This is a genomic window from Nesterenkonia sandarakina, from assembly GCF_003003175.1.
Lineage (GTDB): Bacteria > Actinomycetota > Actinomycetes > Actinomycetales > Micrococcaceae > Nesterenkonia > Nesterenkonia sandarakina_A.
In genome coordinates, this window is the sequence record NZ_PVTY01000006.1 from 139409 (window position 1) to 164580 (window position 25172).

At 67.4% G+C, this 25172-nt stretch carries 23 protein-coding genes; 9 read left to right on the forward strand and 14 right to left on the reverse strand.

Annotated features, from left to right (window positions below; translation table 11 throughout):
* Positions 1 to 30: 30 nt before the first annotated feature.
* The 5 genes from BCL67_RS06620 to BCL67_RS06640 form a co-directional block, all read right to left on the reverse strand.
* Complete coding sequence (locus BCL67_RS06620; protein WP_106122659.1) at positions 31 to 1410, reverse strand: sensor histidine kinase; 1380 nt, start codon at positions 1408 to 1410, stop codon at positions 31 to 33.
* Between the two features lie 81 nt (positions 1411 to 1491).
* Complete coding sequence (locus tag BCL67_RS06625; protein ID WP_106122660.1) at positions 1492 to 2394, reverse strand: hypothetical protein; 903 nt, start codon at positions 2392 to 2394, stop codon at positions 1492 to 1494.
* Positions 2391 to 3302, reverse strand: coding sequence for an ABC transporter ATP-binding protein (locus tag BCL67_RS06630; protein WP_106122661.1), 912 nt, complete (start codon positions 3300 to 3302; stop codon positions 2391 to 2393). Before BCL67_RS06630 ends, BCL67_RS06625 begins: the two co-directional genes overlap by 4 nt.
* Positions 3303 to 3336: 34 nt before the next feature.
* A complete protein-coding gene (locus BCL67_RS06635) occupies positions 3337 to 4638 on the reverse strand; it encodes a DUF418 domain-containing protein (RefSeq protein ID WP_106122662.1) in 1302 nt (433 codons plus the stop codon).
* 96 nt (positions 4639 to 4734) lie between these two features.
* Positions 4735 to 5820, reverse strand: coding sequence for an inositol-3-phosphate synthase (locus tag BCL67_RS06640; protein ID WP_106122663.1), 1086 nt, complete (start codon positions 5818 to 5820; stop codon positions 4735 to 4737).
* A gap of 158 nt (positions 5821 to 5978) precedes the next feature.
* On the opposite strand from BCL67_RS06640, the gene BCL67_RS06645 reads away from it, so the two are divergent.
* On the forward strand, positions 5979 to 7397 hold the full coding sequence (locus BCL67_RS06645) for a glycosyltransferase family 87 protein (RefSeq protein WP_106122664.1): 1419 nt from the start codon (positions 5979 to 5981) through the stop codon (positions 7395 to 7397).
* Here the strand turns inward: BCL67_RS06645 and BCL67_RS06650 are convergent.
* Positions 7383 to 8807 carry a CCA tRNA nucleotidyltransferase gene (locus BCL67_RS06650; RefSeq protein ID WP_106122665.1) on the reverse strand — a complete coding sequence of 475 codons (1425 nt, stop codon included), beginning with the start codon at positions 8805 to 8807 and terminating at the stop codon, positions 7383 to 7385. The two genes, BCL67_RS06645 and BCL67_RS06650, sit on opposite strands and share 15 nt — an antisense overlap.
* 124 nt (positions 8808 to 8931) lie before the next feature.
* On the opposite strand from BCL67_RS06650, the gene BCL67_RS06655 reads away from it, so the two are divergent.
* The 5 genes from BCL67_RS06655 to trxA all read left to right on the forward strand — a co-directional run bounded on the left by BCL67_RS06655 (position 8932) and on the right by trxA (position 14870).
* The gene (locus BCL67_RS06655; RefSeq protein WP_374955629.1) at positions 8932 to 9486 is read left to right on the forward strand and encodes an NUDIX hydrolase; all 555 of its coding nucleotides are present in this window, start codon (positions 8932 to 8934) and stop codon (positions 9484 to 9486) included.
* A 21-nt stretch (positions 9487 to 9507) separates the two neighbouring features.
* Complete coding sequence (gene murJ / locus BCL67_RS06660; protein ID WP_258174809.1) at positions 9508 to 11322, forward strand: murein biosynthesis integral membrane protein MurJ; 1815 nt, start codon at positions 9508 to 9510, stop codon at positions 11320 to 11322.
* Between the two features lie 70 nt (positions 11323 to 11392).
* Positions 11393 to 13402 (forward strand): hypothetical protein, encoded by a 2010-nt coding sequence (locus tag BCL67_RS06665; protein ID WP_146131100.1) that lies wholly within the window; start codon positions 11393 to 11395, stop codon positions 13400 to 13402.
* Between the two features lie 116 nt (positions 13403 to 13518).
* Positions 13519 to 14529: a thioredoxin-disulfide reductase gene (trxB, locus tag BCL67_RS06670; RefSeq protein WP_374955630.1), complete on the forward strand. Its 1011-nt coding sequence runs from the start codon at positions 13519 to 13521 to the stop codon at positions 14527 to 14529.
* Between the two features lie 14 nt (positions 14530 to 14543).
* The gene (trxA, locus tag BCL67_RS06675) at positions 14544 to 14870 is read left to right on the forward strand and encodes a thioredoxin (protein ID WP_058887901.1); all 327 of its coding nucleotides are present in this window, start codon (positions 14544 to 14546) and stop codon (positions 14868 to 14870) included.
* A gap of 225 nt (positions 14871 to 15095) precedes the next feature.
* Here the strand turns inward: trxA and BCL67_RS06680 are convergent, their stop codons facing one another.
* The 5 genes from BCL67_RS06680 to yidC form a co-directional block, all read right to left on the reverse strand.
* Positions 15096 to 16439, reverse strand: coding sequence for a ParB/RepB/Spo0J family partition protein (locus BCL67_RS06680; protein ID WP_106122670.1), 1344 nt, complete (start codon positions 16437 to 16439; stop codon positions 15096 to 15098).
* A gap of 892 nt (positions 16440 to 17331) precedes the next feature.
* On the reverse strand, positions 17332 to 18219 hold the full coding sequence (locus BCL67_RS06685) for a ParA family protein (protein ID WP_106122706.1): 888 nt from the start codon (positions 18217 to 18219) through the stop codon (positions 17332 to 17334).
* Positions 18220 to 18467: 248 nt separating this feature from the next.
* Positions 18468 to 19217: a 16S rRNA (guanine(527)-N(7))-methyltransferase RsmG gene (rsmG, locus tag BCL67_RS06690; RefSeq protein ID WP_106122671.1), complete on the reverse strand. Its 750-nt coding sequence runs from the start codon at positions 19215 to 19217 to the stop codon at positions 18468 to 18470.
* A gap of 81 nt (positions 19218 to 19298) precedes the next feature.
* Positions 19299 to 19952 (reverse strand): Jag family protein, encoded by a 654-nt coding sequence (locus BCL67_RS06695; protein WP_106122672.1) that lies wholly within the window; start codon positions 19950 to 19952, stop codon positions 19299 to 19301.
* A gap of 5 nt (positions 19953 to 19957) precedes the next feature.
* Complete coding sequence (yidC, locus tag BCL67_RS06700) at positions 19958 to 20899, reverse strand: membrane protein insertase YidC (protein WP_258174811.1); 942 nt, start codon at positions 20897 to 20899, stop codon at positions 19958 to 19960.
* On the opposite strand from yidC, the gene BCL67_RS15775 reads away from it, so the two are divergent.
* On the forward strand, positions 20793 to 21035 hold the full coding sequence (locus BCL67_RS15775) for a hypothetical protein (RefSeq protein WP_258174829.1): 243 nt from the start codon (positions 20793 to 20795) through the stop codon (positions 21033 to 21035). The genes yidC and BCL67_RS15775 overlap by 107 nt on opposite strands.
* Here the strand turns inward: BCL67_RS15775 and yidD are convergent.
* The 3 genes from yidD to rpmH all read right to left on the reverse strand — a co-directional run bounded on the left by yidD (position 20989) and on the right by rpmH (position 22148).
* The gene (gene yidD, locus BCL67_RS06705; RefSeq protein ID WP_106122674.1) at positions 20989 to 21420 is read right to left on the reverse strand and encodes a membrane protein insertion efficiency factor YidD; all 432 of its coding nucleotides are present in this window, start codon (positions 21418 to 21420) and stop codon (positions 20989 to 20991) included. The two genes, BCL67_RS15775 and yidD, sit on opposite strands and share 47 nt — an antisense overlap.
* Positions 21417 to 21827 carry a ribonuclease P protein component gene (rnpA, locus tag BCL67_RS06710; protein WP_106122675.1) on the reverse strand — a complete coding sequence of 137 codons (411 nt, stop codon included), beginning with the start codon at positions 21825 to 21827 and terminating at the stop codon, positions 21417 to 21419. Before rnpA ends, yidD begins: the two co-directional genes overlap by 4 nt.
* Positions 21828 to 22010: 183 nt before the next feature.
* Positions 22011 to 22148, reverse strand: coding sequence for a 50S ribosomal protein L34 (gene rpmH / locus BCL67_RS06715; RefSeq protein ID WP_083504652.1), 138 nt, complete (start codon positions 22146 to 22148; stop codon positions 22011 to 22013).
* Between the two features lie 253 nt (positions 22149 to 22401).
* Here rpmH and BCL67_RS06720 point away from each other — a divergent pair, with 253 nt between their 5' ends.
* Together BCL67_RS06720 and BCL67_RS06725 are read left to right on the forward strand one after the other, a co-directional pair.
* Complete coding sequence (locus BCL67_RS06720; RefSeq protein ID WP_106122676.1) at positions 22402 to 23436, forward strand: ABC transporter ATP-binding protein; 1035 nt, start codon at positions 22402 to 22404, stop codon at positions 23434 to 23436.
* Positions 23433 to 25109 (forward strand): ABC transporter permease, encoded by a 1677-nt coding sequence (locus BCL67_RS06725; protein ID WP_106122677.1) that lies wholly within the window; start codon positions 23433 to 23435, stop codon positions 25107 to 25109. Before BCL67_RS06720 ends, BCL67_RS06725 begins: the two co-directional genes overlap by 4 nt.
* Positions 25110 to 25172 lie beyond the last annotated feature (63 nt).

A 25172-nucleotide genomic window follows, 5' to 3' on the forward strand; every position in this document is an offset into this window, starting at 1 on the left:
GCGTCGTCGTCGTGGTGGTTGTTCACCTGGTCATCCCTTCTGCGGCGGTTCCAGCACCGCGCGCACCATCCAGCCCCGGCGAGGTGCCGGGCCTGCGTAGACCGAACCGTTGTAGAAGCCGGCGCGCTCCTCCATGCCATGGATGCCCTGGCCGCTGCCCACCGATTCCCGGCGCTCCCCCGGGGTCGGGTGCACGCCGTCGTCGGTGATCGTGAGCACCACCTGCCCGGTGGCGGGCATCCCCAGCGCGGCCTGGTCCGCCGCGCTGAGCCCCTCCGCGCGCAGCCGGCGCGACTCCTCGACGGTCGGGCCGGGGCGGTGCTCGATGTGCACCGCGACCTCGGTGACCTGGCGCCCATAGCGCAGCACGTTGGTCAGCGACTCCTGGATGATCCGGTGGACCGTGAGGCCGAAGCCGGCGTCCTCGGGCAGGGAGGGTCCGGTGAGGCTCACGGTCAGCGGCAGACCCGCCTGGCGGAAGTTCTCATACAGGTCCTCCAGAGATTCTCCGATCGGACGGCGGGCGGCACCGACGTCCTCGCCCTGGCGCAGCACCCCGATCACCCGGCGCATGTCTCCCAGCGCGGTGCGACCGGTGCCGGAGAGCTCCTCGAGGACCTCCCCGGCCCGGTGCGGGTCCTTGCGCGCCACGATTCGGGCGCCGTCGGCCAGGGAGATCATCACCGAGAGCGAGTGTGCGATCACGTCGTGCATCTCGCGGGCGATCCGGTTGCGCTCGGCCACCTGCGCCAGCTGCTGGCTGCGCCGAGCCCACTCAAGGACCTCCTGCTCGTGGCGGTGACCGCGCCGCACGGCGGCCCCGATGCCCGCGGAGATCCCGACGGTGAAGAACATCATCACCGCCAGGATGCTCAGGGACTCGAACTCGGTGAGCCCCATCGGGTCGTAGTAGTTCTCCATCCACCAGCTCGGGCCGTGCCGCTCCGACCAGATGTCGGTGCGCAGGAACGTCAGATAGCCCAGCACGCAGGCGGGCAGCCCGGTGATCAGCCCGATCAGCAGGCCGCGCCGCAGCGCCACCGCATAGGCGGCGAAGCACAGACCCCACATCTGTACGCCCTGCCAGGGGTAGAAGAGCAGCAGCGCGGCCTCGGCGAGGGCCACCAGTGCCAGCACGCTGAGCGGATGTGACACGCGGAAGCACAGCGCCGCGATGATCACGCCGTAGCCGATCAGCAGCCACAGCGCCCCATTCCCCAGGTCGTAGAACGCGTAGGGGTAGACCCAGAAGGTGAGCAGCACGTAGACGCCGATGACCACCGCGTTCATCGACTTCGGATGCCGGCGGAACCAGCCGCGCAGGCCGTGACGGCGCGCGATGGCGAGATCTTCGAAGCCGGGAGGCATCGCCTGGCCTGCGGCCGGTTCGGAGAGCGCCTGGGTGATCACGGCATCGACTCTACCGAGCCCGAGGGCACGCGGCTGCGCCGCCCGGGCTCCGAGCCGAGGCCAGAGCGCGCAGTGCGCGGCTCAGGCATCGCGGCGGGTGAACAGCAGCCATCCCGGGATCAGGAAGACGCCGGCCCAGACCAGCAGCAGCGCCCCGGCAAGGGGCACCGGAAGATCGGTGCCCATGGAGGCGGTGCCGGCGATGAACTGGCGCTGAAGCGCGAATATCTCGAACCGTGCCAGCTCCTCGACCCATTGGGCGTAGTCGGTGATCGCCATCAGCAGTCCCAGCGCGATCGGTCCGCTGAAGAGCAGCAGGCAGTAGGTGACCACCGCGCCGGCGGTGCTGCGCAGCAGGGCGCCGAGCCCGAAGCCGATCGAGGCGGTGATGATCACCACCGCCCAGTTGCTCAGGACCATCCACCAGAGCCCGGGATCCAGCAGCGGGGGAAGGATGTCGTAGAAGCCGGCCATCGGGAGCAGCACCAGGAAGCTGAGCACCATCAGGGCGGCGGTGAGCGCGGCGATGAAGCCGCAGACCGCGAGCAGCTTGGCGGCGAAGAACATCGTGCGGTTCGGCACGGCGGCCAGCGAGGACCGGATCGCACCCGAGGTGTGCTCGCCGGTGACCGCGACGGCCGCGAGCGCGCCCACCAGCAGCGTGACCAGGGTGAAGCTGGAGAAGACGTTCTCGAAGAGCGCCAGGCCGGTCAGCTGCGCCTCGGCGCCCTGCGGAGAGTTCTCGGCGAGCAGGTAGTGGGTGCTCAGCACGGTGGCGACCAGGGTGATGATGATCAGCCCCAGCGCGGCGAGGCTGAGCCACAGGTTCAGCCGCAGGCTGGTCAGCTTCAGCCATTCGGCGCGCAGCGCCCGGGAGAGGCTCAGCTCGGCGGGGCCCAGCGCCGCCGCCGAGGCGCGGGTGGGAGCGATGCTGCCGGTGGCGGGGCTGGTGCTGCCAGGGGCGCGGGAGATGTTGGCGTTCATGCGATTCCTCCGGAGCGGTGTTCGACGTAGTCCCCGGTCAGCTTGAGATAGGAGTCCTCCAGAGAGGAGTGCAGCGGGGTCAGCTCATGGACCACCACGCCCAGCTCCAGGGCCCGGTGGCCGATGCTGCGGGCGTCGAGGCCGCGCACCTCGAAGGTCTCGGCATCCCGACAGACCAGCGTGACGTCCGCGCCGGCGAGCGCGGCCATCAGCGTCTGCGAGTCCTCGGTGCGCACCAGCACCCGGGTCTCCCCGGCGGCGTCGATGAAGTCGCCCAACGGCTGATCAGCGATGATCCGGCCCTGCCCGAGCACGATGAGGTGATCGGCGGTCTGTGCCATCTCCGACATCAGATGCGAGGAGATGAACACCGTGCGGCCCTGGGCGGCGAGCCGGCGGACCAGCTGGCGGACCCAGCGCACGCCTTCGGGGTCGAGGCCGTTGATGGGTTCGTCGAAGATCAGCACCCCGGGGTCGCCGAGCATCGCCGCGGCGATCCCGAGCCGCTGACTCATCCCCAGGGAGTAGCCCTTGATCCGCCGGGAGGCGACGGAGCTGAGTCCGGTCATCTCGATGACCTCCTGGACCCGGGCCTTGGGGATGGCGTGGGTGGCGGCCAGGATGCGCAGCTGCTGCTCCCCGGTCAATCCCGGGTGGCTCGCGCGAGCGTCGAGCACCGCGCCGACCTCGCGCAGCGGGGCGCGATGCTCGGCGAAGGGCCTGCCGTTGATGGTGATCTGCCCGGCGCTGGGGCGATCCAGCCCCATGGCCAGTCGCATGGTGGTGGACTTCCCGGCCCCGTTGGGCCCCAGGAAGCCGGTGACCCGGCCCGGCTCCAGCGCGAAGCTGATCCCGTCCACGGCGGTTCGGCTCCCGTAGGTCTTGCTCAGGCCACTGGCTGTGATCATTCCTCCACGCTAGATCCGCCCGCCGCGGCGCGCATCACGCTGAAGGATGATCCTGTGCCGCGGGTTTCACGGGAAACGGCTTGGCCGCGTAGGTCCATGCGCGCAGCGGTGCCTCCACCGGGCCGCGGGCGAAGAAACGCAGCCACAGGTGGGAGATCCCCAGCTGTGCCAGCCAGAGCAGGACGACGACGACGCCCACCTGGCTCGCGCTGAGCTGGCCCGCCACACCCAGGCCCAGCGGGACGCCCAGCGCGGAGAACAGCAGTGCCAGCACCAGGGACTGGCCCAGATAGTTGCTCAGCGACATCCGCCCGGCCGGCGCCAGGACGTGCACCAGCCAGCCGAACCGCCGGTGGCGCAGGATCAGCAGCGCCGCGAGCACATAGCCGGTGGCCTGCACCGGTCCGGCCAGGAAGATCAGCCCCGCACTGAGCGTCTCCGCCCCCAGCCCGCCGGCCTCCGCGCCCCAGACCATCCAGGCGGCGGTCACGCTGAGCGCCCCGCCCACGGCGAGCGCGGGGAGCATGATCGCCACGAGCCGCGTCGTCGGGATCTCTCCGGCGAGGATGCGTTCCAGCATCTGGGCGCGCCCGAGAACCAGCCCGAGCAGGAAGGCGGCGAAGGCCATCGGACCCTGGACCAGGAGCATCGAGGGCGCCACCAGCGCATAGGCGCTGAGCTGGAAGCTCAGGTAGCTGCCCAGGCTGCCCGTGTAGGCCGCGCGAGCTTCCTCGGTGGGCAGGACGAGTCCCGAGCTGGCCGCTGCCTCGCTGTCCATCATGGCCGGGTCCATCATGCCGGAGGACTCCATCACCCAGGTCAGCGCGCCCAGACCGAGGATCGCCAGGGCCACCACGGCCCAGAGCGCGGCGGCGAGCAGCAGCGCGGTCCGGGTCCGGATTCGGCGCATGCCCAGCAGCGCGAACCCCAGCACCGCGTAGGCGAGCAGGATGTCTCCGACGAAGAGGAAGATCCCGTGCAGGATCCCCAGGACCACCAGCCCGGTGAAGCGGCGCTGCGAACGGGTGACCTCGCTGACTCCCGCACGGTGCGCGGCGCCCCACTGCAGCACGAAGGCGAGCCCGAAGAGGAAGGAGAAGATCACATAGGACTTGCCCTCGAAGATCGCGGTGGCCGCGAAGGCCACCCATTGATCAGCACCGGCGAGCGCCCCGGCACCCTCCGCGGCGGCCCCCTCGCTCAGCCCGGCCGAACGCCCGCCGCCCTCACCGCCGCCGGTGAGGTTCTCCGGGAACGCGAAGTACCAGATGTTCACGGAAAGGATGCCCAGCAGGGCCAGGGCGCGCAGCGCGTCGACGGCGTGAAGTCTCTCCATCCCCCCAAAATACCTGGGCCGGCGGGGGGACCCGCCGCCGCTGAGCCATCAGCCGCGGCGTCGGGGGCAGCCTCAGCGGTGGCGTCAGCCGTGGCGTCAGCGGTCGATCTCGCCGCGGATGAAGGCCTCGACCTTCTCGTGGGCGACATCGTCGTGGAACTGCTCCGGCGGGGACTTCATGAAGTAGCTCGAGGCCGAGATCAGCGGCCCGCCGATGCCCCGGTCCAGTCCGATCTTCGCCGCGCGGATCGCGTCGATGATGACCCCCGCGGAGTTCGGGGAGTCCCAGACCTCCAGCTTGAGCTCGATCGACACCGGAGCATCACCGAAGTTGCGTCCCTCGAGGCGGATGAAGGCCCATTTCCGGTCGTCGAGCCACTGGATGTAGTCGCTGGGTCCGATGTGGACGTCTCGATCCGCGAGCGGCGCGGAGGTGTTGGAGGTGACCGCCTGGGTCTTGGAGATCTTCTTGGACTCCAGGCGGTCGCGTTCCAGCATGTTCTTGAAGTCCATGTTTCCACCAACATTGAGCTGGTAGGTGCGGTCCAGGTGCACGCCGCGATCCTCGAAGAGGTGCGCCAGCTCCCGGTGCGTGATGGTCGCACCGATCTGGGACTTGATGTCGTCTCCGACGATCGGGACCCCGGCATCGGTGAACTTGCTGGCCCATTCGGGGGTTCCGGCGATGAACACCGGCAGGGCGTTGACGAACGCCACCCCCGCGTCGATCGCGGCCTGGGCGTAGAACCGGGCAGCCTCCTCGGAGCCGACCGGCAGGTAGCAGACCAGCACCTGGGCCTGTGACTGCTTCAGCGCGGCCACGACATCCACCGGCTCGGCGGTGGACTCCTCGATGGTCTCCCGGTAGTACTTCCCCAGCCCGTCCAGGGTCGGCCCACGCTGCACCGTCACCCCGGTGTGCGGGACCTTCGCGATGGTGATGGTGTTGTTCTGCGAGGCGGTGATCGCCTCGGCCAGGTCCAGCCCGACCTTCTTCTCATCCACATCGAACGCGGCGACGAAGCTGACATCGCCCACGTGGTAGTCCCCGAACCGGACATGCATCAGCCCCGGGACCTTCTGATCATCAGGGGCCTCACGGTAGTACTCCACGCCCTGGACAAGTGATGCTGCACAGTTTCCGACGCCGACGACGGCGACTCGGATGGGTTGTTCTGCCAAAAGGTTCTCTCCTCGGTGTCCTGCAGCGGCGTCCTGCGGGCGGGGGCCTGCTGCTCGGCGGTCATGAGACCCCGCCGGCCGGGAGGTGATCCCAGTCATACCGGTGTCTCTTATGCGAAGCCTATAGCGAGTCGGCCACGGGGGTTATCGTGGAGCCGATGACCCAGTCCCCGAACGACGGTCCCCCGGTCGCTGCGACCAGGGACGATCCGCTGCTGCGGCACCTCTCGGAACGCCTCGGCGGACCCGCGGGGAAACGGCTGCGCCCACGGTTCTCGCCGACCTCGATATTGCTGGGCCTCACCGTGCTCGGAATCCTGCTCTCGGCGCTGACCAGTCAGTATTGCCGGATCAACGGGTGGGGCGGGGTAGGGGTCTATCACGCGGGCTGCTATTCGGACATCAGTGCGCTCTTCAGCCAGCGTCAGCTCGGCGATGCGCCGTGGAGCCCGCTCGTCGGCCCCGGCTACTTCGAGTATCCGGTGCTCACCAGCCTGGTCGCGGCGCTGCTCGCCGCCTCCACGCGGTTCCTGCTCACCCAGGATCTGACCATGGCGCTGGGCTGGTCCACCGAACGCGCCTCGCTGCTGTACTGGGATCTCAGCTTCGCCGCGGCCGCCGTGGTGTGGCTGGTGCTGGTGCTGGCGGTGATGAAGGCCGCCGGGGCGCGTCCCTGGGATGCGGCAATCGTGGCGGTCTCCCCGGCGGTCATCTTCGGGATCGGGATCAACTGGGACATCTGGGCGGTGACCGCGCTGGCGCTGGCGATCCTCGCCTTCGGGCGCGGTGCCCACATCAGCGCCGGGGTGATGATCGGCGTCGGCGTCTCCTTCAAGCTGTTCCCGCTCTTCATGCTCGGTGCGGTGCTGGTCCTGGCGCTGCGCCGGGACACCCGGCTCGGGTTCGACGTCTTTCTGCGCACCCTCGGCGGTGCGGTGGCCAGCTGGCTGGTGCTCAACGTTCCGGCGATGCTGCTGAGCTTCAGCTCCTGGTCCGAGTTCTTCGAGCTCTCGGCCGAGCGCGGCGCCGGGTACTCCTCCCCCTGGCACATCTGGCAGCTGATCGCCGAGGGCCGCGGCGGCTCGGGGCTGAGCGCCGAGACGATCTCGGGTCTCTCGCTCGGGCTCTTCGTGGCGGCCTGCCTCGGCGTGCTGGTGCTGGGGGTGCGGGCGAAGCATCCCCCACGCATGGTCCAGCTGCTGTTCCTGATCGTGGCCTCGTTCCTGCTGCTCAACAAGGTCTACTCGCCGCAGTTCATGATCTGGCTGATTCCGCTCATCGCCCTGGCGGCGCCGCGCTGGCGCGATGCGCTGATCTGGCAGGGCTTCCAGGTGCTGCACTTCTGGGCGGTATGGATGTATCTGGCCGGGATCGTCGGGGATCAGGATCCGCAGCATTCCTTCGACTCCGCGCTCTACATCGCCGCGGTGCTCGGACACATCGGGGCGACCTTGTACCTCATGGCACAGGTGGTGCTCGACATCCTGCGTCCGGAGCGAGACCCGGTGCGGCATGCCAGCCGCGCCCCTGAGTCGGGTGCCGCAGCGGACCCGATGCCGGCCTCAGAGCTCCGCTGAGGCCCATTCCTTCAGGATCTCCACGGCGTCCTGGTGGTCCACCGGGCCATGCTCCATCCGGTGCTCGAGCAGGAACTTATACGCCCGGCCCACTTCGGGCCCCGGAGAGATGCCCAGGACGTCCATGATCTGCTCGCCGTCGAGGTGCGGGCGGATCCGGTCGAGCTGTTCACGCTCGGCCAGCGCCGCGATGCGCTCCTCGAGGTCGTCATAGGCGTGCTCGAGCCGGGCCGCCTTCTTCTTGTTCCTGGTCGTCACGTCCGATCGGGTGAGCCGGTGCAGCCGCTGGAGCTGGTCTCCGGCGTCGGTGACGTAGCGGCGCACCGCGGAGTCGCTCCAGCCCTGATCTCCGTAGCCGTAGAAGCGCATGTGCAGCTCCACCAGCAGGCTCACCGCGGCGATGGTGGCCTTGTCGAAGCGCAGCTCCTGCATCCTGCGCCGGGTCTGTTTGGCGCCCACCACGTCGTGATGGCGGAAGCTGACCCCGCCACCGGGTTCGAAGCGCCGGGTCTTGGCCTTGCCGACGTCGTGCATCAGCGCCGCGAAGCGCAGCACGAAGTCCGGGCCGGGCACCGGGCCCTCGTCGTCGGTCTCCAGCGCGCAGGCCTGTTCCAGCACCTGCAGGGAGTGCTGGTAGACGTCCTTGTGCCGGTGGTGCTCGTCGTCGGTGAGCTTCAGCGCCGGCACCTCCGGGAGCATGATCTCAGCCAGCCCGGAGTCGACCAGCAGGTCTATCCCGGCGCGCGGGTCGGCGCCGCAGATCAGCTTGACCAGCTCCTCGCGGATCCGTTCCGCCGAGACGATGCTCAGCCGCTGCGACATCTCCGTCATCGCGGCACGCACCTCCGGGGCGACGTCCATGCGCAGCTGGGAGGCGAAGCGGGCTGCGCGCATCATCCGCAGCGGGTCATCGGAGAAGGACTCTTCCGGGGTCGCCGGGGTGCGCAGCAGCCGCAGGTGCAGGTCCTTGACCCCGCCGTGCGGGTCCACCAGTTCGAAGCTGGGCAGCTTCAGCGCCATGGCGTTGACCGTGAAGTCCCGTCGGACGAGGTCCTCGCCCAGGTCGGTGCCGAAGTTGACCTGCGGCTTGCGGGAGCCCGGATCGTAGGCCTCCGCCCGGTAGGTGGTGATCTCGATGGTGTCGGCACCCTTGCGGATCCCGATGGTGCCGAAGTCCCGCCCGATGTCCCAGTGCGCCTCGGCCCAGCCGGCCACCGTCTCGATGATCTGATCCGGGGTCGCGGCGGTGGTGAAGTCGAGATCCGGGGAGGTCCGCCCCAGGAAGAGGTCGCGCACGGGACCTCCGACGAGGGAGAGCTCGAAGCCGCGGGAGGCGAAGAGTTCGCCGAGTTCGACGACGACGTCGGGCAGCCAGGCGCCGTCAGGGAAACCAGAGGGAAGGTAAGGCATAGCGGAAACAGTGTCCCATATGCCTTGCCGACGGCCGCCCCGCATCCGCGACAACACCGGGATCCACGCCCGCACCGGTGCACGACGCGGAGATCTGCACGGCACTCCGATTAGAGTGTTCGGTATGAACAGACCGGAGACCGGCGATGAACGGCGCACCCCATTGACAGTGTCAATGGGTGCCCGCCGCATGCCGGCCCGCCAGAGCACCCGGCAGCAGGGGAGCCTTCCCACTGTCGAGGAGGTCAGCGCCGGCGGAGTGATCATCCGTCCGGCCAGCCCCGGGTTCGAGGTCGCCATCATCGCCCGGTACAACCGCGGCGGACGCCTGGAGTGGTGCCTGCCGAAAGGTCATCCCGAGGGAACCGAGACCTTCGAGGAGGCCGCGCTGCGCGAGGTGGCGGAGGAGACCGGCGTCGAAGGCGCCATCCTGACCTCCCTGGGGAGCATCGAATACTGGTTCACCGTGCCCTCGCACCGGGTCCACAAGACCGTCCATCATTACCTGATGGAAGCTGTGGGCGGGGAGCTGAGCATCGAGAACGATCCCGACCACGAGGCCGTGGACGTCGCCTGGGTGAGCATGGATGCGCTGGATCGCACGCTGTCCTTCCCCAATGAGCGCCGGATCGTGAATCTCGCGCGAGCGGTGATCGATGAGTCTGTACAGTCCAGCTGATCCGGCTATAGTCCACTGACGATGACTGCCGCTTCCCCCGGTCAGACCGACACTGGTCCACCGCCGCCTCCGCCCTCGTCTCCCGCCGCCCCGGACTCGTCACCCCCGGACCCCTCGGCGCCGGGCGCCGCGGCTCCTGATCCGTCAGCGGATCAGGGCCACCTCCCCGCCAAGGGTCTGGCCCGCGCCAGCGCCATCATGGCCGCAGGGACTCTGGTGTCCCGGGTGCTCGGGATCGTGCGCACCGCGCTGCTGGCAGTGGCCATCGGCTCGACCACGCTGGTGGGCGACGTCTTCGAGAAGGCCAATACGGTCCCCAACGTGGTCTACCTGCTGCTCGCCGGCGGGATGTTCAACGTGGTGCTGGTCCCGCAGCTGATCAAGGCCGCGCGCCGCCCGGACCGGGGCGCGGACTACACCTCCCGACTGCTGACCCTGACCATCGTCGTGCTGGCCGGGTTCACCGCGCTGCTCACCCTGGCGGCGTATCCGATCATCGTGACGCTGACCCGCAACTGGACCGAACCGATGCTCGCCCTGGGCACGGCCTTCGCGATCTGGACGCTGCCGCAGATCTTCTTCTACGGCCTCTACGCGGTCACCGGTCAGGTGCTCAACGCCAATGCCCGCTTCGGCTGGTACATGTGGGCGCCGGTGCTGAACAACCTGATCGCCATCGGGGTGATCCTGAGCTTCATCGTCACCTTCGGCCAATACGCCGCCGGCGGCGACCAGCTCACCGAGTGGACCGCCCAGCAGACCATCTGGCTCGCGGCCGGCCACACCGTCGGCATCATCGCGCAGGCGCTGCTGCTGCTGTGGCCGCTCTCCCGGCTCGGGCTGCGGCTGCGTCCGAAGTTCGGGCTCAAGGGCATGGGACTGGCCTCCACCGGCCGGATCGCCGGCTGGACCCTGCTGACCATGCTCATCGGCAACCTGGCGAACCTCGCCTATATGCGGCTGATCTCCGGCGCGACGGCGACCCGTCGGGACCTGGGCGAGCTCGGCGCCTCGGTGCCGGGCGAGTATGCGGCCAACGTCGCCGAGCTGATCGCGATCCTGCCGCATTCAGTCTTCGTGCTCTCCATCGCGACGGTGCTGTTCAACCAGCTCGCCCGCGCCATGGACCTGGGTCGCTATGGCCGCGCCCGGGAGATCATCAACGAGGGGCTCCGGATCTTCGCGATCCCGGTGATGTTCTGCATGGTGGCGGTGCTGGTGCTCGCCGGCCCGCTCGGCCGGATCTTCGGCGGCGCCGCGGCTGACGCGAACCTGGCCGGCGCCGCCATCGGCCAGCTGCTGGTCCTGCTGGCACTGGGCATGCCCTTCCGCTCCGCCAGCTTCTATCTGATGCGGGTCTTCTACTCCGCCGAGGACGCCAAGACCCCGATGCTGATCTACGCGATCATCGCCGCGGTGGGCCTCACCACGGGCTATGGTCTGGCCACCATCGTTCCCGAGGAGCAGATCGCGTATCTCGTGATCGGACTGTTCTCCGCGCTGCACATGCTGCAGTACCTGATCTGCCACGTGCTGGTGGTCCGTCGCTGGGGCGGCTTCGACTTCGCCTCCGTGCTGACCGCGTACCTGCGCTCCGGGGCCTGCGCGGCGGCGGCCGGGGGGGCCGGCGCCGGGACGCTGTGGCTGCTCGGCGGCTATGACTGGGGCTTCGCCTGGAACTCCATCTTCACCGCGGTGCTCAGCTGCGCCGTCGTCGGTGTGGTGATGGCGGTGGTCTTCGTGGTGATGCTGCGCTGGCTGCGCGTGGAGGAGTTCACCGCGGCGATCGCACCGCTGGCCAGGCGCGTACCAGCACTGTCCCGTCTGGGCCGGTAGGCTTGACCCCGATGTGAATCTGGCCGCCCGCCATGGGCGGCCGGGATGTTTCCCGGACCGAGGAGGACTTGTGGCGCAGCCTTTCGGCGTCGGCGATGTAGTTGGTGGGCGGTACCGCATCACCCATCATGTGGTGACCTCTGCTGATCAGGACATCGTCTTCCAGGCGAGCGACGAGGTCCGGGACCGCGATGTGAGCATCCTGCTGGCCTCGCGCTCCAACGCCAAACAGGTGGCCACCTCCGCGCGTGAGCTCGCGATCGGCGCCCGCGACTCCGACGTCGAGGTGCTCGACCTCGGGCTCGCTGAAGAGCGCACCTACCTGATCTCCTCGCTGGTGGACCCCAACACGCTGTTGGACCTCGTGGTCCCCGACACCGCGCCCTATGTGGAGCCCTTCTTCACCGACTCGCTGGGCTCCGAGCTCTTCGGACAGTCCCGCGTCATGGAGCCGGAGACCTTCGAGGACGACGCCGAGTACTACGCCGGCCTGCACGCCGGCTCCGCCCCCGACGACCGCGCCGACGAGCCCGCCCGCCGGTTCCGCCGGCGTCGCCCCGCGTTCCTGGACAAGGTCTCGGACTCCCTGAACCGCCGGCTGGGCACCGAGAACGACGCCGCCGCACTGGCGGTGGCCGCAGGCCAGGCCGAGCAGGCCCGAGCGGCCGCCGCAGCCTATCTGTCCCGCGACATGGAGGTCATCGGCGCGGATCCGGCAGCGGACACCGAGGAGGACTTCACCGGCACCCGCGACGCCGGGGTCCTCACCCCCGGCGCCCCAGGTGCGGCAGGTGCGTCCGGCGCAGCCGTGGCCGCCGCCGAGACGTCTGCCCTCCCCGCATCGAGCACTCGTCCCGCACCGGGCGTCGAGGACGACGTCCTCGCCTCACACTCCGCCTCAGACCAGGCGTCCCACCAGGGTTCCGCCCAGGCCGCCGACGCCCCGTCCCAGGAGCTGCTCGACGGTGATGAGGTCGTGGACAACCCGCCGGACTCACCCATCGACGACTATGACCTCCCAGCGGCCCCACCAGCGCCTGAAGCACCAGCTGCGCCGCCGCTTCCCGGCCCGCCCCGCTCGCGCCGGCTCAGCGACTCGGTCTCCTTCACCGGACTGATCCGCCCCGTCCCCAGCCTGGAGGATGAGGCGGCCCTGCAGGCCCCAGCTCGGGGCCAGGCTCCCGCGAACACCAACCCGGCGAACACCAACCCCGGGACCTCACGGCCCGAGGTCGAACGCGACCACGACATGGCTCCTGGTGTCGCGACCGGTGCGGCGAGCACCGGCGCGGCCGTTTCGAGCGGTGAGCCCGGTGACTCAGATCCGGCCGACCCGGTGTTCGCTGACTCGGATCCCGCGGACTCGGAGTTCGCTGACTCGGAGTTCACCGATGAGAAGCCCGGGATCGGCCGCTGGATCACTGCGGCGGTGCTCGCCGCAGTGCTGCTGGTGGCGGCTGTCCTCGTGTTCCTGAACCTGCGCGGCGGAGAGACCGAAGACACCGTCACAGGCGAGGATCAGGGCCAGGATGAGCCTGCCGGAGAGGCCCCTGCGGAGGATGACGCCGAAGGTGATCAGGAGGCCTCCACCGGGGAATCGGCTCCGGCCGAGGAGACCGGACCAGACCCTGAGATCGCGAACATCACCCGCCTGGTGCCCGACTCCCCAGAGCTGATCTCCGACCGGGACGGCCAGCTCGCGAACCTCTTCGACGGCGACACCGGCACCGCCTGGGTCTCGTTGTCCTTTGCGACTGCTGACTTCGGCGGATTCAGCTCCGGCGTCGGCCTTGTGGCGGAGCTCGAGGAGCCGACAGAGGTATCAGCCGTCACGATCAACCAGCAGAGCGCCTCCACCGGAGGCAGCTTCGAGGTACTGGTCAATGACGCGCCCAGCTTCGAGGGCGCCGAGCAGGTCGGCAGCGGCACCTTGAACTGGAATGAGACCACCGTCGAGCTCCAGAACGAAGCCGACGCGGCCTACGTGATCATCAACATCACAGAGCTGCCAAGTCAGGACACTCCCAACGACGCGGGACTGCCGTTCAGCACCGAACTGGCCGAGATCACCATCGACTGACCGTCGTCTGCCCAGTGGGGTCCTGCGCATCGCTCCAGTAGGCTGGCGGGTGATGGAATAGGCTGAACATCGATGATGTTCAATATTCCAGACACCACGACCGTTGCTAAGGACATGTGATTGTGACTGAACAGACCCCTGACCAGGTTCACGACGTGGTCATCATCGGCTCCGGCCCTGCTGGCTACACCGCGGCCGTCTACATGGCCCGCGCGAACCTGAAGCCCATCATGCTCACCGGCTCGGTCACCGCAGGTGGCGAGCTGATGAACACCACCGACGTGGAGAACTTCCCCGGCTTCCCAGAAGGCATCATGGGCCCCGATCTCATGATGAACATGGAACAGCAGGCCCGCCGCTTCGGCACCGACATCCGCCACGAAGACGCCACCGAGCTGCTCCTGGACCAGCCGATCAAGCAGATCACCACCGGCGCAGGAGACGTGCTCCACGCCCGCGCCGTGGTGCTGGCCACCGGCTCGGCCTACCGCGAGCTCGGCGTGCCCGGCGAGAAGGCGCTCTCCGGCCACGGAGTGAGCTGGTGCGCGACCTGCGACGGCTTCTTCTTCCGCGAGCAGAACATCGCCGTCGTCGGCGGCGGCGACTCAGCCATGGAAGAAGCACTGTTCCTGACCAAATTCGCCTCCAAGGTCACCGTCCTGCACCGTCGGTCCGAGCTGCGCGCCTCGCAGATCATGGCCGATCGGGCCAAGGCCAACGAGAAGATCGAATTCATCTGGAACACCGAGGTCACCGAGGTCCAGGGCGAAGGAAAGGTCAGTCGCCTGCTCCTGCGTGACACCATCACCGGAGAGCCCTCCTCCCTCGATGTGACAGGTCTGTTCGTCGCTGTTGGTCATGACCCGCGCACGGAGCTCTTCAAGGATCAGATCACTCTGACCGAGGACGGCACCGCGTGGGTCGACGGACGCAGCTCCAGGACCTCGCTGCCCGGCGTCTTCGCCGCTGGCGACGTGCTGGATCCGACCTACCGTCAGGCGATCACCGCAGCCGGCTCCGGCTGTGTGGCGGCGCTCGACGTCGAGCACTGGCTCGCGGACACACTGAACTCCGACGCCGCCGAAGTGCCCACCCCCCAGGCTCACACCTCACCAGTACCCCTCTAAGGAAGGAGATCTCTATGTCAGATCTCAAGAACGTCACCGATGCAAGCTTCGAGCAGGATGTCCTGCAGGCCGACAAGCCGGTCCTCGTGGACTTCTGGGCCGAGTGGTGCGGCCCCTGCCGCATGCTGACCCCCATCCTGGAAGAACTGGCCGCTGAGAACCCCGAGAAGATCGAGGTCGTGAAGGTCAACGTGGATGAGAATCCAGGTACCGCCGCCAAGTTCGGCATCACCTCGATCCCTGCGGTCTACGCCTTCAAGGGCGGAGAGCACGTCCAGTCCTCCATCGGCGCCAAGCCGAAGCAGGTCCTGGAGCAGGAATTCGCAGATCTGCTGAAGTAGGCATCCTCAGCCTCAGCTGCTGAGATGGTGCAAGTGGGGCCCGGAAAGCATCGCGTTCCGGGCCCCACTGCGTTTCACGTGAAACTCCTCTGCCTCAGCCGCCGAAGCACGGACGCCTGAGGGGCGTCTGAGGACCGCAACATCAGCACCCCGACATCAGAGTCCCGACCTGAGGGCCCCGTCACCAGGACCCAGATCAAGGCGTCCAACGTCACGATGCCCGCATCACGACCGTGAGCCGATCATCTCCATCAGACGATGAAGGTCGTCGATGGACCCGAAGTCGATGGCGATCCGACCCTTCTTCGCGCCCAACGTGATCTTGACCTGGGTGTCCAGCCGATCGGTCAAGGCGTCGGAGAACTCCTCCAGCTGGCGCACACGGGGACTCTTCGCCCGTTCCCGACCCAGGTCACCGCTGCCCTGGTCTCGCTGCGCGAGCGTCACAGCTTCTTCGGTGGCTCGGACCGAGAGTCCCTCGGCCACGATTCTCCCCGCCAGCTGGTCCATCTGCTCCTGAGATTTCAGGCCCAACAGTGCACGCGCATGGCCCGCCGAGAGCACACCGGCCGCCACCCTGCGCTGCACGGCGGGCGGGAGCTTCATCAGCCGCAAGGTGTTGCTGATCTGCGGACGCGAACGACCGATCCGTTCCGCGAGCTCATCCTGCGTGCAGTTGAAATCATCGAGAAGCTGACGATATGCAGCGGCTTCCTCCAAAGGATTGAGCTGAGATCTGTGGATATTCTCCAAAAGAGCGTCGCGGAGAAGATCATCATCGGCGGTCATGCGCACGATCGCCGGCACCGTTTCCCGATCAGCGGCCTTCGAAGCTCTCCAGCGCCGCTCGCCCATGACCAGTTCGAAGTGGTCAGGACCTGCGGGCCGCACCACGATGGGCTGCAGGACGCCGATCTCCCGGATCGAGTGGATCAGCTCGTCCATGTGCTCTTCGTCGAACTCCTGGCGCGGCTGGCGTGGGTTCGGCACGATGGAATCGACTGGTATCGAGCGGAACTCGGCACCATCGACCGAGCCGCCAGTTTCACGTGAAACGGCGCTCGTCCATGCACCTTCCGCTGTGCTGGGGGACTCGTTCTCGGCCACATGCGGATCAGCACCGATCACCTCGACAGCGGACTGCTCCATCGATGGGGTGAGATCCTCCACCACGCTGGGCCTGGAGGCGGCCGACTTAGCCCCGTTGCGGGACAGCACATCCGGCATGGGGGCTCGTTGACCTCCGGTCGCGCGGCGGGAGGCGGTGCTGGGCCGAGAGATCGTGGCCGATTCGCGGGCGATGACCTGTCGGTCAAGATCCGACTTGGCGGAGAAGAACACGTCGATCGGGCGCGGGGCCGCAGTGCGTGACTCGGGCGTTTCACGTGAAACCGGCGCGGTCGGCTCCTGAGCCTCGCTCGCATCTGATTGAGTCTGCGCCTCGTCCTTGGCCTCTGCGGTGTTCTGTGATTGCACCGCTGCTGCCTCCGCCGCCTCAGCTTCCTGCGCGTCACTGTTGATCAATGCGCCCAAGCCTCGACCGAGCCCGCGCCGCTTTCGTTCTGCCATGCGGCAGCCTCCTAGGAGATAGAACTGAAGCCGCGCAACGTAGATGGCGGCTTCCCCTATTCTACGGAGCGATGGCGTCTACCTCGGTCAGGCAAGAGGTGCACGCCGGAAGTTTCACGTGAAACTCTGACCTTCTGGCCTGACCATGTCTACCGCGACCTAAGCGTCGGTCATATCTGCAGGTCAGTGAGGGGAGAAAGCCCCGCAGCAGCGCAGATCCACGCCAGTATCGTCCCGAAGACGGCGTTCAACGCGCGATCTCGGCGTGTTTCACGTGAAACCTCATCCCACAGCGTCAGAATCGATCCCAATTGGTCAGCATGCTCTTCCAGACTGACTGATCACTCCGGCGCAATGCCTCCTCGCCCCAGCACTGGCGTTTCACGTGGAACTCTACTCTTGAGCTGCCCCGCACTGGGGGTCACTGAGCCGCCGAGGTACGTTTCACGTGAAACTTGACGTTCTCGGGTCGGGCTGCGCACTCGGTTGCCTGTTTCACGTGAAACCCTCAAGTCCAGCGGGTGGTGGCGGCTCTTCCGCCGGACCCACGGACCGCCGTCGGTTCGACCCCGCGAACTCAGGTTGTCCCGGTGTGGTGCGACGCCGCGCATCGAGTTTATGCGTCCCGGTAACGTCCACACGGCATGCCGCCGCGCCCGGGACACATGTGGCGTGACGAGCGCCAATGGCCTCACGTCGCTGCGTAGACGCTCATCGGATCGTGCGACAGTCTCGTGCAGGACCGCACGGAATAAGCATCCGCCACGCAGTCGCAGACACCCTGATCGGGGAGGGTTTCACGTGAAACACCAGCACCCGGCCGACCGCCCACCTGCAGGACCTGACGTCGACAAACGTGGCAGAACCGACCAGGGGAATGAATCGCCCCAGGTCAGGAGCCCTTGGCGAGTTCGGCTGCGGCTTCGAGGTAGGCCAGGGCGCCTGTAGAGGACCGGTCGTAGGTGATTACGGTCTGCTGGTACGAGGGCGCCTCTGAGATCCGGACGCTGCGCGGGATCACGGACTTCAGCACGGATTCGGGGAAGTGCTCGCGCACCTCTCCCGCGACCTGGGATGCAAGGTTGGTGCGTCCGTCATACATGGTCAGCAGAATGGTGGAGACCTTCAGCGGAGGATTCAGGTGCTTCTGGATCATCCCGATGTTGTTCAAAAGCTGGCTCAGACCCTCGAGTGCGTAATACTCGCACTGGATCGGGATCAAGACCTCCTGGGCGGCGACGAACGCGTTGACGGTCAGCAGACCCAGGCTGGGGGGACAGTCGATGAAGACGAAGTCCAGCCGCTCCAGTCCGTTCTCTTCGCGGTAGCGGTAGTACTCGGCGAGGGCGCGGGCCAGACGTTGTTCCCTGGCCACCAGGGACACCAGTTCGATCTCCGCGCCAGCCAGGTGAATCGTCGCCGGCACGACCTGCAGCCGCGGCACATCGGGGCAGTCGGCCACGACGTCGGCCAACGCGAAGTCTTCGATGAGCACGTCGTAGACCGAATCGGTGTCTGCTGAATGCTCGACGCCCAGGGCCGTCGACGCGTTGCCCTGCGGGTCGATGTCGATCACCAGGACGTTGAAGCCCTGGTCGGCGAGGGCCGCAGAGAGGTTCACCGTGCTGGTGGTCTTGCCGACGCCACCCTTCTGATTGGAGACGGTGATGGCGCGGGTGTGGCTGGGGCGGTTCAGAGCGGTGCTTGTGAGCTTCTTTCGGCGACGATTCTCGTCGGCGAGCTCGGCGGCCAGGGGAGAGGAGGCGCCCAGAGATTCCAGGATGGAGGACCCCTCAGCTGTGCTCGCGGCCGCTCCGGCGGCCTTGGCGGCACCACTGGTTTCACGTGAAACGCGCTTGTCTTGCACGGGCCACCCTTTCCTTGTTCTGACTGTTCCGCGTGGCTGATCCGGCCCCGATGGGGAGGCTGAACGCACACAGCTATGAGTCTAGGTCACTGCTCCGCCACCGCACCCCGCGACGTCGAGGGATGCAGTCCTGCTCGGCCCGGAACGCGTCCTTGCTGGATCTAGCGCGGACCCGCGGAGCGGCGGCGAGCCCGCACCACCGTGCTCGGCTCCTCCAGCAGACCTTCACCGAGCAGCTCCACCGTGGGGTTGGCGAGCTTGTGCTTGCTGAAGGATTTGCCTGCCGCCGCGATCTCTCCCCGAGCGCTGCGTCCCTTGATCAGCATCAGCTCTCCGTCGTCGTCCAGGAGCGGCACTGTCAGGGGCAAAAGCTTTTTGAGTCCTGTCACCGCGCGGGCGGTGACGACATCTGCCATGACCTCGTCGGTGACCTCTTCGGCGCGAGCCCGGATAAGCTGGACGTTGTCGAGCCCGAGATCCTGCACCACGGTGCTCAGCCACTCGACCCGGCGTTCCATCGGTTCGATGAGGATGAACTCGACGTCAGGGCGCGCGATGGCCAGGGCGAGGCCGGGCAGGCCGGCACCCGAGCCGACGTCGGCGACGGTGCTGCCCTCCTGGAGCTCCGGCGCGAGCACCGCGCAGTTGAGCACGTGTCGAGACCACATGATCGGCACCTCGCGAGGACCGAGCAGGCCGTGCTCGATGCCGGTGGAGCACAGGTGTCCCACGTACTGCTTGGCCAGGTCCAGACGGTCACCGAAGAGCGTCTCGGCGGCGTGCTGCTCCTTCTCGGTCAGCTCCGGAGCAACCAGTTCAGCACCCCGCCCCGGGAGCTCAGGCTCGCCGAGCTGGGCGTCGTTCACCTGCTCGGCGGTCGCTGCTTCGCGGTCGTCCTGGGGCTCGCTCATGACTTGCTCCTTGTACTGATGAACCGAATTCTCGGCGTCGCTGACCCCAGGCCTGTCGGACTCAGCGTCGGGTGACCGTGCCTAGGCGGGTGAGATGACGACGTGGCGTCGTTTGCCTTCACCCTCGGACTCGCTGATCAGCCCGGACTCGGCGACGAAGTCATGGACGATCTTGCGCTCATAGGCGCTCATCGGTTCCAGGTGCTCGTCCTCGCCGCGGTCCTTGACCTTGGCGATCGCGTTCTCCGCCTGGTCCTTGAGCTCCTCCTGGCGCTGGTCGCGGTGTCCCGCGATGTCCAGGATCAGGCGAGTCCGCTCACCGGTGGCGGTGAGCACTGCCAGGCGGGTGAGCTCCTGGAGCGCATCCAGGACCTCACCGCGGTCTCCGACGAGGTCGTCGAGCTCCTCGCCGTCCTCCTCGGTGACGATGGAGACATAGGTGCGTCCCCCGCGGACCTCGATGTCGATGTCGCCATCGAGATCGACGATGTCGAGGAGCTCTTCGAGATAGTCAGCGGCGATGTCACCTTCGTCGGTGGCGCCCTCGGCGGCGGGCTCGTCGCGCTGCGCGGCGTCAGCGTCGTTGCTGAGCGGCTCGGCGTCGTCGTTGCTCACCGGAGTCGGCTCTGCGGCTGCGGAGGCGCTGTGCTGGGCGGCAGCCGGTGCGTCCTGCGCGGCGGCGGGTGCCTCTTCGGGGGTGTGGTTCTCGCTCAGCTGGGTCTCGTTCTCGCTCATGGCTGCTACTTCTTCCTCTTCTTCTTCTTCGCAGGCTGGGAAGTCTGGCCCAGGTGCTTTCCGGTCGGCTTGGGCTGCTCGGCAACCGGCTTGGGCGCCTCGTTGAAGGGCGGCAGTCCCCGCGCAGCACGACGAAGGTTGAGTTCCTTCTCCGCCAGCGATCCGGGCGTCGGGTTGTTGCGGATGACCCACCACTGCTGACCCATGGTCCAGAAGTTGGTGGCCGTCCAGTAGACGAGCACGCCCACCGGGAAGTTCACGCCGCCGACGACGAAGACCAGGGGCAGGACGTAGAGCATCATCTTCTGTGTCTGGGCGAACTGACCGGTCAGGGCCGCCTCGGACATGTTCTTGCTCATCAGCTGCTTCTGCGTGAAGAACTGCGTGGCGACCATGGCGACGATCATGATCGAGGTCAGGATCACCACGTCCCAGCGAGTGGGATCCTCGCTGAAGGCCGGCAGGAAGATGTCTGACATCCCCACACCGAAGATCTCCGAGCCGTCGAAGCTCTGCACCTCCGCCGGGCTCAGCGCGCCGTAGCCCTCGGCCTGGTTCTGCGGCTCGCGCATCCGGTTGAGCATCCAGAACAGCGCGAAGAAGATCGGCATCTGGGCGAGCAGCGGCAGACACGTCATGAACGGGTTCACGTTGTGCTTCTTGAACAGCGCCTGCTGCTCCTGCGCCATCTGCTGGCGCGAGACCGGATCCTTCTTGCCCTTGTACTTGGCCTGGAGCTTCTGCACCTCGGGCTGGATGATCTGCATGCCGCGCTGCGACTTGATCTGCTTGACGAACAGCGGGATCAGGATGATGCGGATCACGAGCACGAGCAGAACAATGGACATCACCCAGTTCCACCCGGAGTTGAAGTCCATCCCGACGGCCGTCAGAAGGCCGTGGAAGGTGCTCAGGATGAAGGAGACGGCCCAGGTGAAGGGCCACATGATTGTGTCGAAAAAGCCCATGAATCTCTCAGGTGTCGTGGCCAGGCGTCATGCGGAAGCAGCCTGCCGGCTCGGCGGCGTCGATGGCATCAGTCATCGTCGTCGCGGGGTATCGGTGGGTGGTTTGTCTCTATGATCGTCGGTACTGCGCCCTGCGGCCAAATCCTCGCCGTGGGCGGCACCGGGTCGACTCCACCACCGGTGAAGGGATTGCAGCGAAGGATCCGCCACAGCGTCAGTGGGATGCCGCGGATGACCCCATGAGCGGTCACCGCTTCCAGCCCGTAGGCAGAGCAGCTCGGATAGAAGCTGCACACCTGACCGTACAGGGGAGAGATGACTCTGCGGTATCCCCGCAGGAGCCAGGCGAGCAGGATCGACGGCGCGGAGCGGATCCATCCCCAGCGTCCACGCCGCAGCTCGGTCTCCGTCACCGTTTCCGCCGGCAGGCCAGGAGACTCCCCCTCCGCCACATAGAAAGCCCGGTGCCGGACCCAGCCACCGGTCGCTTCCCGATTCATGACCGGCTTGCCCGGCGCAGCGACTTGCGTTGGGCGCGTTGGGCCGCGCCGAGGACCTCGGCGCGCAGCTGGGCGTGGTCCAGGCTCGTGATCTCGGGAAACGCCCTGATCACAATGTCCCAGGAGTGCCCGGCGACAGGCTCGAGGGCTCCTTCGCGCATCAGGTCCATCACGATATGGCGCAGTCGGCGCTGGACGCGGTGCCGCACCACGGCATTGCCCACCGCCTTGGACACCACCAGTCCGCAGCGCCAGGATTCCTGATCAGGCGTCTCGGGATTCGCAGCGACGGCATTCGGGCGCGCGAGCACCGAGACCATGAGGCCGCTGCCTCCGGCTCGTGCACCGTCGCGCATGGCAGCACGGTGATCCCGTGAGGAGGTCAGACGGTGTTCCTTGGGAAGCACAGCGTGTGAACTCCCTTCGGGGCGACCGACTTGGTGCAGTCCAGGCCCGCGGCCGTCGGCCTGGGCATGGACTGTGGATGCACGAACGGCCCGATCCCTGGGTAGTGGGACGGGCCGCGGTGTCGGTCCGGGCGCGGTGCGCTCGGACCGGCTGACCGGTTGGTCAGCGTGGATCGCTCTGAATCAGGCCGAGAGTTCCTTGCGGCCCTTGGCGCGGCGGGTCGAGATGATGGATCGGCCGGCACGGGTGCGCATACGGGAACGGAAGCCGTGCTTGCGGCTGCGACGGCGGTTGCTCGGCTGGAAAGTCCGCTTGCTCACTGTGTACTCCCACTTGGATGGTTTGAAGTCATTCGGGCCCCGGAAAGGATCTGCGTGCAGGCAGGCAGTACTCTGGGGCGACCTGCCAACACTAGGGGTTTTTTCCTCGCGGCGTCAAGTCGAGCCCGGCTGCGACCATCAACAGTTGTGTAAAACACTGTGTATAAGCCGGGCTGCTGCCCCTGTCGCGGCGGATCCTGACTGACCTATCGTAGAGCTCCCGGCGCTGGCGGGGGTCACGAAAGGATGGGGCATGACTGGTCATGATCCCGTGATCCAGGTGCAGGACCTGACGAAGTCATTCGGCGAGGTGCGCGCCCTGGACGGGCTGTCCCTGCAGGTCGACCAGGCTGAGGTCCACGGCTTCCTCGGGCCCAACGGGTCAGGGAAGTCGACGACGCTGCGCGTGCTGCTCGGGCTGCTTCGCGCCGATTCCGGCATGGTGAAGGTCTTCGGCGGGGATCCGTGGCGTGATGCGGTGTCCCTGCACCGTCGCCTGGCATACGTCCCCGGGGACGTGGAGCTCTGGCCCAACCTTTCAGGCGGCGAGGTCATCGATGTCTTCCTGCGGCTGCGCAGCCGTGACGCCGGGTCCAGACATGTCACGACGCGTCGCGACGAGCTCATCGAACGCTTCGGTCTGAATCCGCGCAAGAAGACCCGCACCTACTCCAAGGGCAATCGACAGAAGGTGGCGCTCATCGCAGCCCTGGCGGCCGACGTCGATCTCCTGCTCCTGGACGAACCGACCTCGGGCCTTGATCCGCTGATGGAAGTGGTCTTTCAGCAGGTCATCGCCGAGACTCAGCGCGAAGGCCGGGCCGTGCTGCTCTCAAGCCACATCCTCGCGCAGGTCGAGGCCCTGGCAGATCGGATCTCCATCATTCGCGAGGGGCGCACCGTGGAGACCGGCAGCCTCTCGCAGATGCGCCACATGACCCGCACCACGATCGAGGTAGAGACCGAGAGGTCCGCCGCTGCGCTCCAACAGCTTGAGGGGGTCCATGATCTGCGCGTGAAGACCATCTCAGGAACGAGCCGCACGGTTCTCGAGGTCGACAGCGACCATCTGGCGCCGATCACCGCACAGCTGGCAGCTCTGGGCGTGCAGTCCCTCGTCGCTCATCCGCCGACCCTGGAGCAGCTGCTGATCAGGCATTACGGAGTGACAACCGCGTCACGCGGCGCCGCACCCTCCGTCTCCGACACCGACACCGCAGCGTCCAACAGCTCCGCGCCCGATACTTCGGCGTCTGACACTTCAACGGCCACGACATCAGCGCCATGACCACCGCGCAGACCCGGACCTCTCGCCGGTCCGGCACCCGATCCAGCAACCGGTCCAGCAGGGAGACCCAGGCGAGCCTGGTCGGTATGGGCGCTCTGCTGCGCTTCATGCTGCGGCGAGACCGGGTGCGGCTGAGCCTCTGGATCCTCGGCATCGGGCTGATGAGCTTCTATGTGGCCAACGCAGTCCAGGCGCTGGTCACCGACGAGGCAGAGCTGGGACAGATGGCGGGACTCTTCGCGGACCCGGTGGGACGGCTGATGACCGGTCCGGCCTATGGCATGGAGTCACCCACCTTTGAGCGGTTCTACGCGGCCGGCTATGTGCTCTTCATCTACATCCTCACCGCCTTGATGAGCATGTTCACCGTCATTCGGCACACGCGCGCAGAAGAGGCATCAGGCAGGGCCGAGCTGCTCCGCGCCGATGTGCTGGGTCGGCACGCCACGCTCACCGCGGCGCTGGTCCTGGTGGTGCTGGCCAATGCTGGGGCAGCGACGCTGGTCCTCCTCGGCGCGCTCTCCGGCGGATTCGCGCTCGAAGGGTCGCTCCTGGTGGCCAGTTCCGGAGCCGCCGTCGGACTCTTCTTCGCCGCTGCGGCGGCCCTCTCTGCCCAGTTGACCGAGACCTCCCGTTCGGCGTCCGCCCTGACCGGGGCGCTGCTGGGGCTCGCCTATCTGATCCGGATGGCCGGGGACATGGCGGCCGTCGAGGGAACGACGCTCTCCTGGTTCTCTCCGCTGGGCTGGTCGCAGCAGACCGCGCCCTACGTCGAAGACCGCTGGTGGCCGTTGCTGCTGAGCCTGGCGCTGGCGGGCCTGGCCGTCCTCGGGGCCTTTGAGCTGAGCACCCGGCGCGACGTCGGGGCCGGACTGCTGCCGTCTCGACTGGGCAGATCCCATGCGCGCCCGGGGCTGGCGACTCCGATCGGCGTGGCGACGCACACCCTGCTCGGTGGACTGCGTGGCTGGGGGATCGCGGTGATCGCCTGCGCGGCGCTCTTCGGCGGCTACGCCGAATCCATGCTCGGCGCGGCTGAGGACCTGCCCGAGGAGTTCCGCAGCTTCTTCAGCGGAGACACGATCTTGCTGGGCTACCTGGCCTATATGTCGATGTTCCTTGCCCTCTTCGTGGCGGCCGCGGGCATCGGGGGGATCCAACAGCTGCGCGGTGAGGAGCGGGACGGGCGCGCCGAGCTGCTGCTCAGCGCGCCGCTGAGTCGCACCCGCTGGCTCGGCGCGCATCTCACCGTGATCCTGGGCGGGCTCAGCATCATGTTGCTGCTCACCGGCCTGGCCACCGCCGCCGCAGCGGTGGCGGTGCTCCAGGATGACTCCGACGGTCTCTTCTCCGAGATCCTGCTCTCGAGTCTGCATCAGGGGCCCGCGGTGCTGGCCGTGGTGGGTCTGACCTTCGCCGCCTTCGGCTGGGCGCCTCGATCAGCCGGCGTGCTGGGCTGGATCGTCCTCGGCTACGCGGCCGTGATGACGAATTTCGGCCCGCTGCTGGAGCTGCCGGACATCTTCTTCGAGTTCAACGTGTTCGGGCACCTCGCACAGCATCCGGTGGAGCCGATCACGTGGACGCCGGTGCTCGCCCTTTGCGCCATCGGAGTCGGCGGGATCGTCCTGGGATTCACAGGGTGGAGACGTAGGGAGATCAACAGCGGCTGACCTGCAATGACGCGGATGGGCCGAGTTGTTCCACAGGTCTGTCCACAGAAGCTGTGGAATACT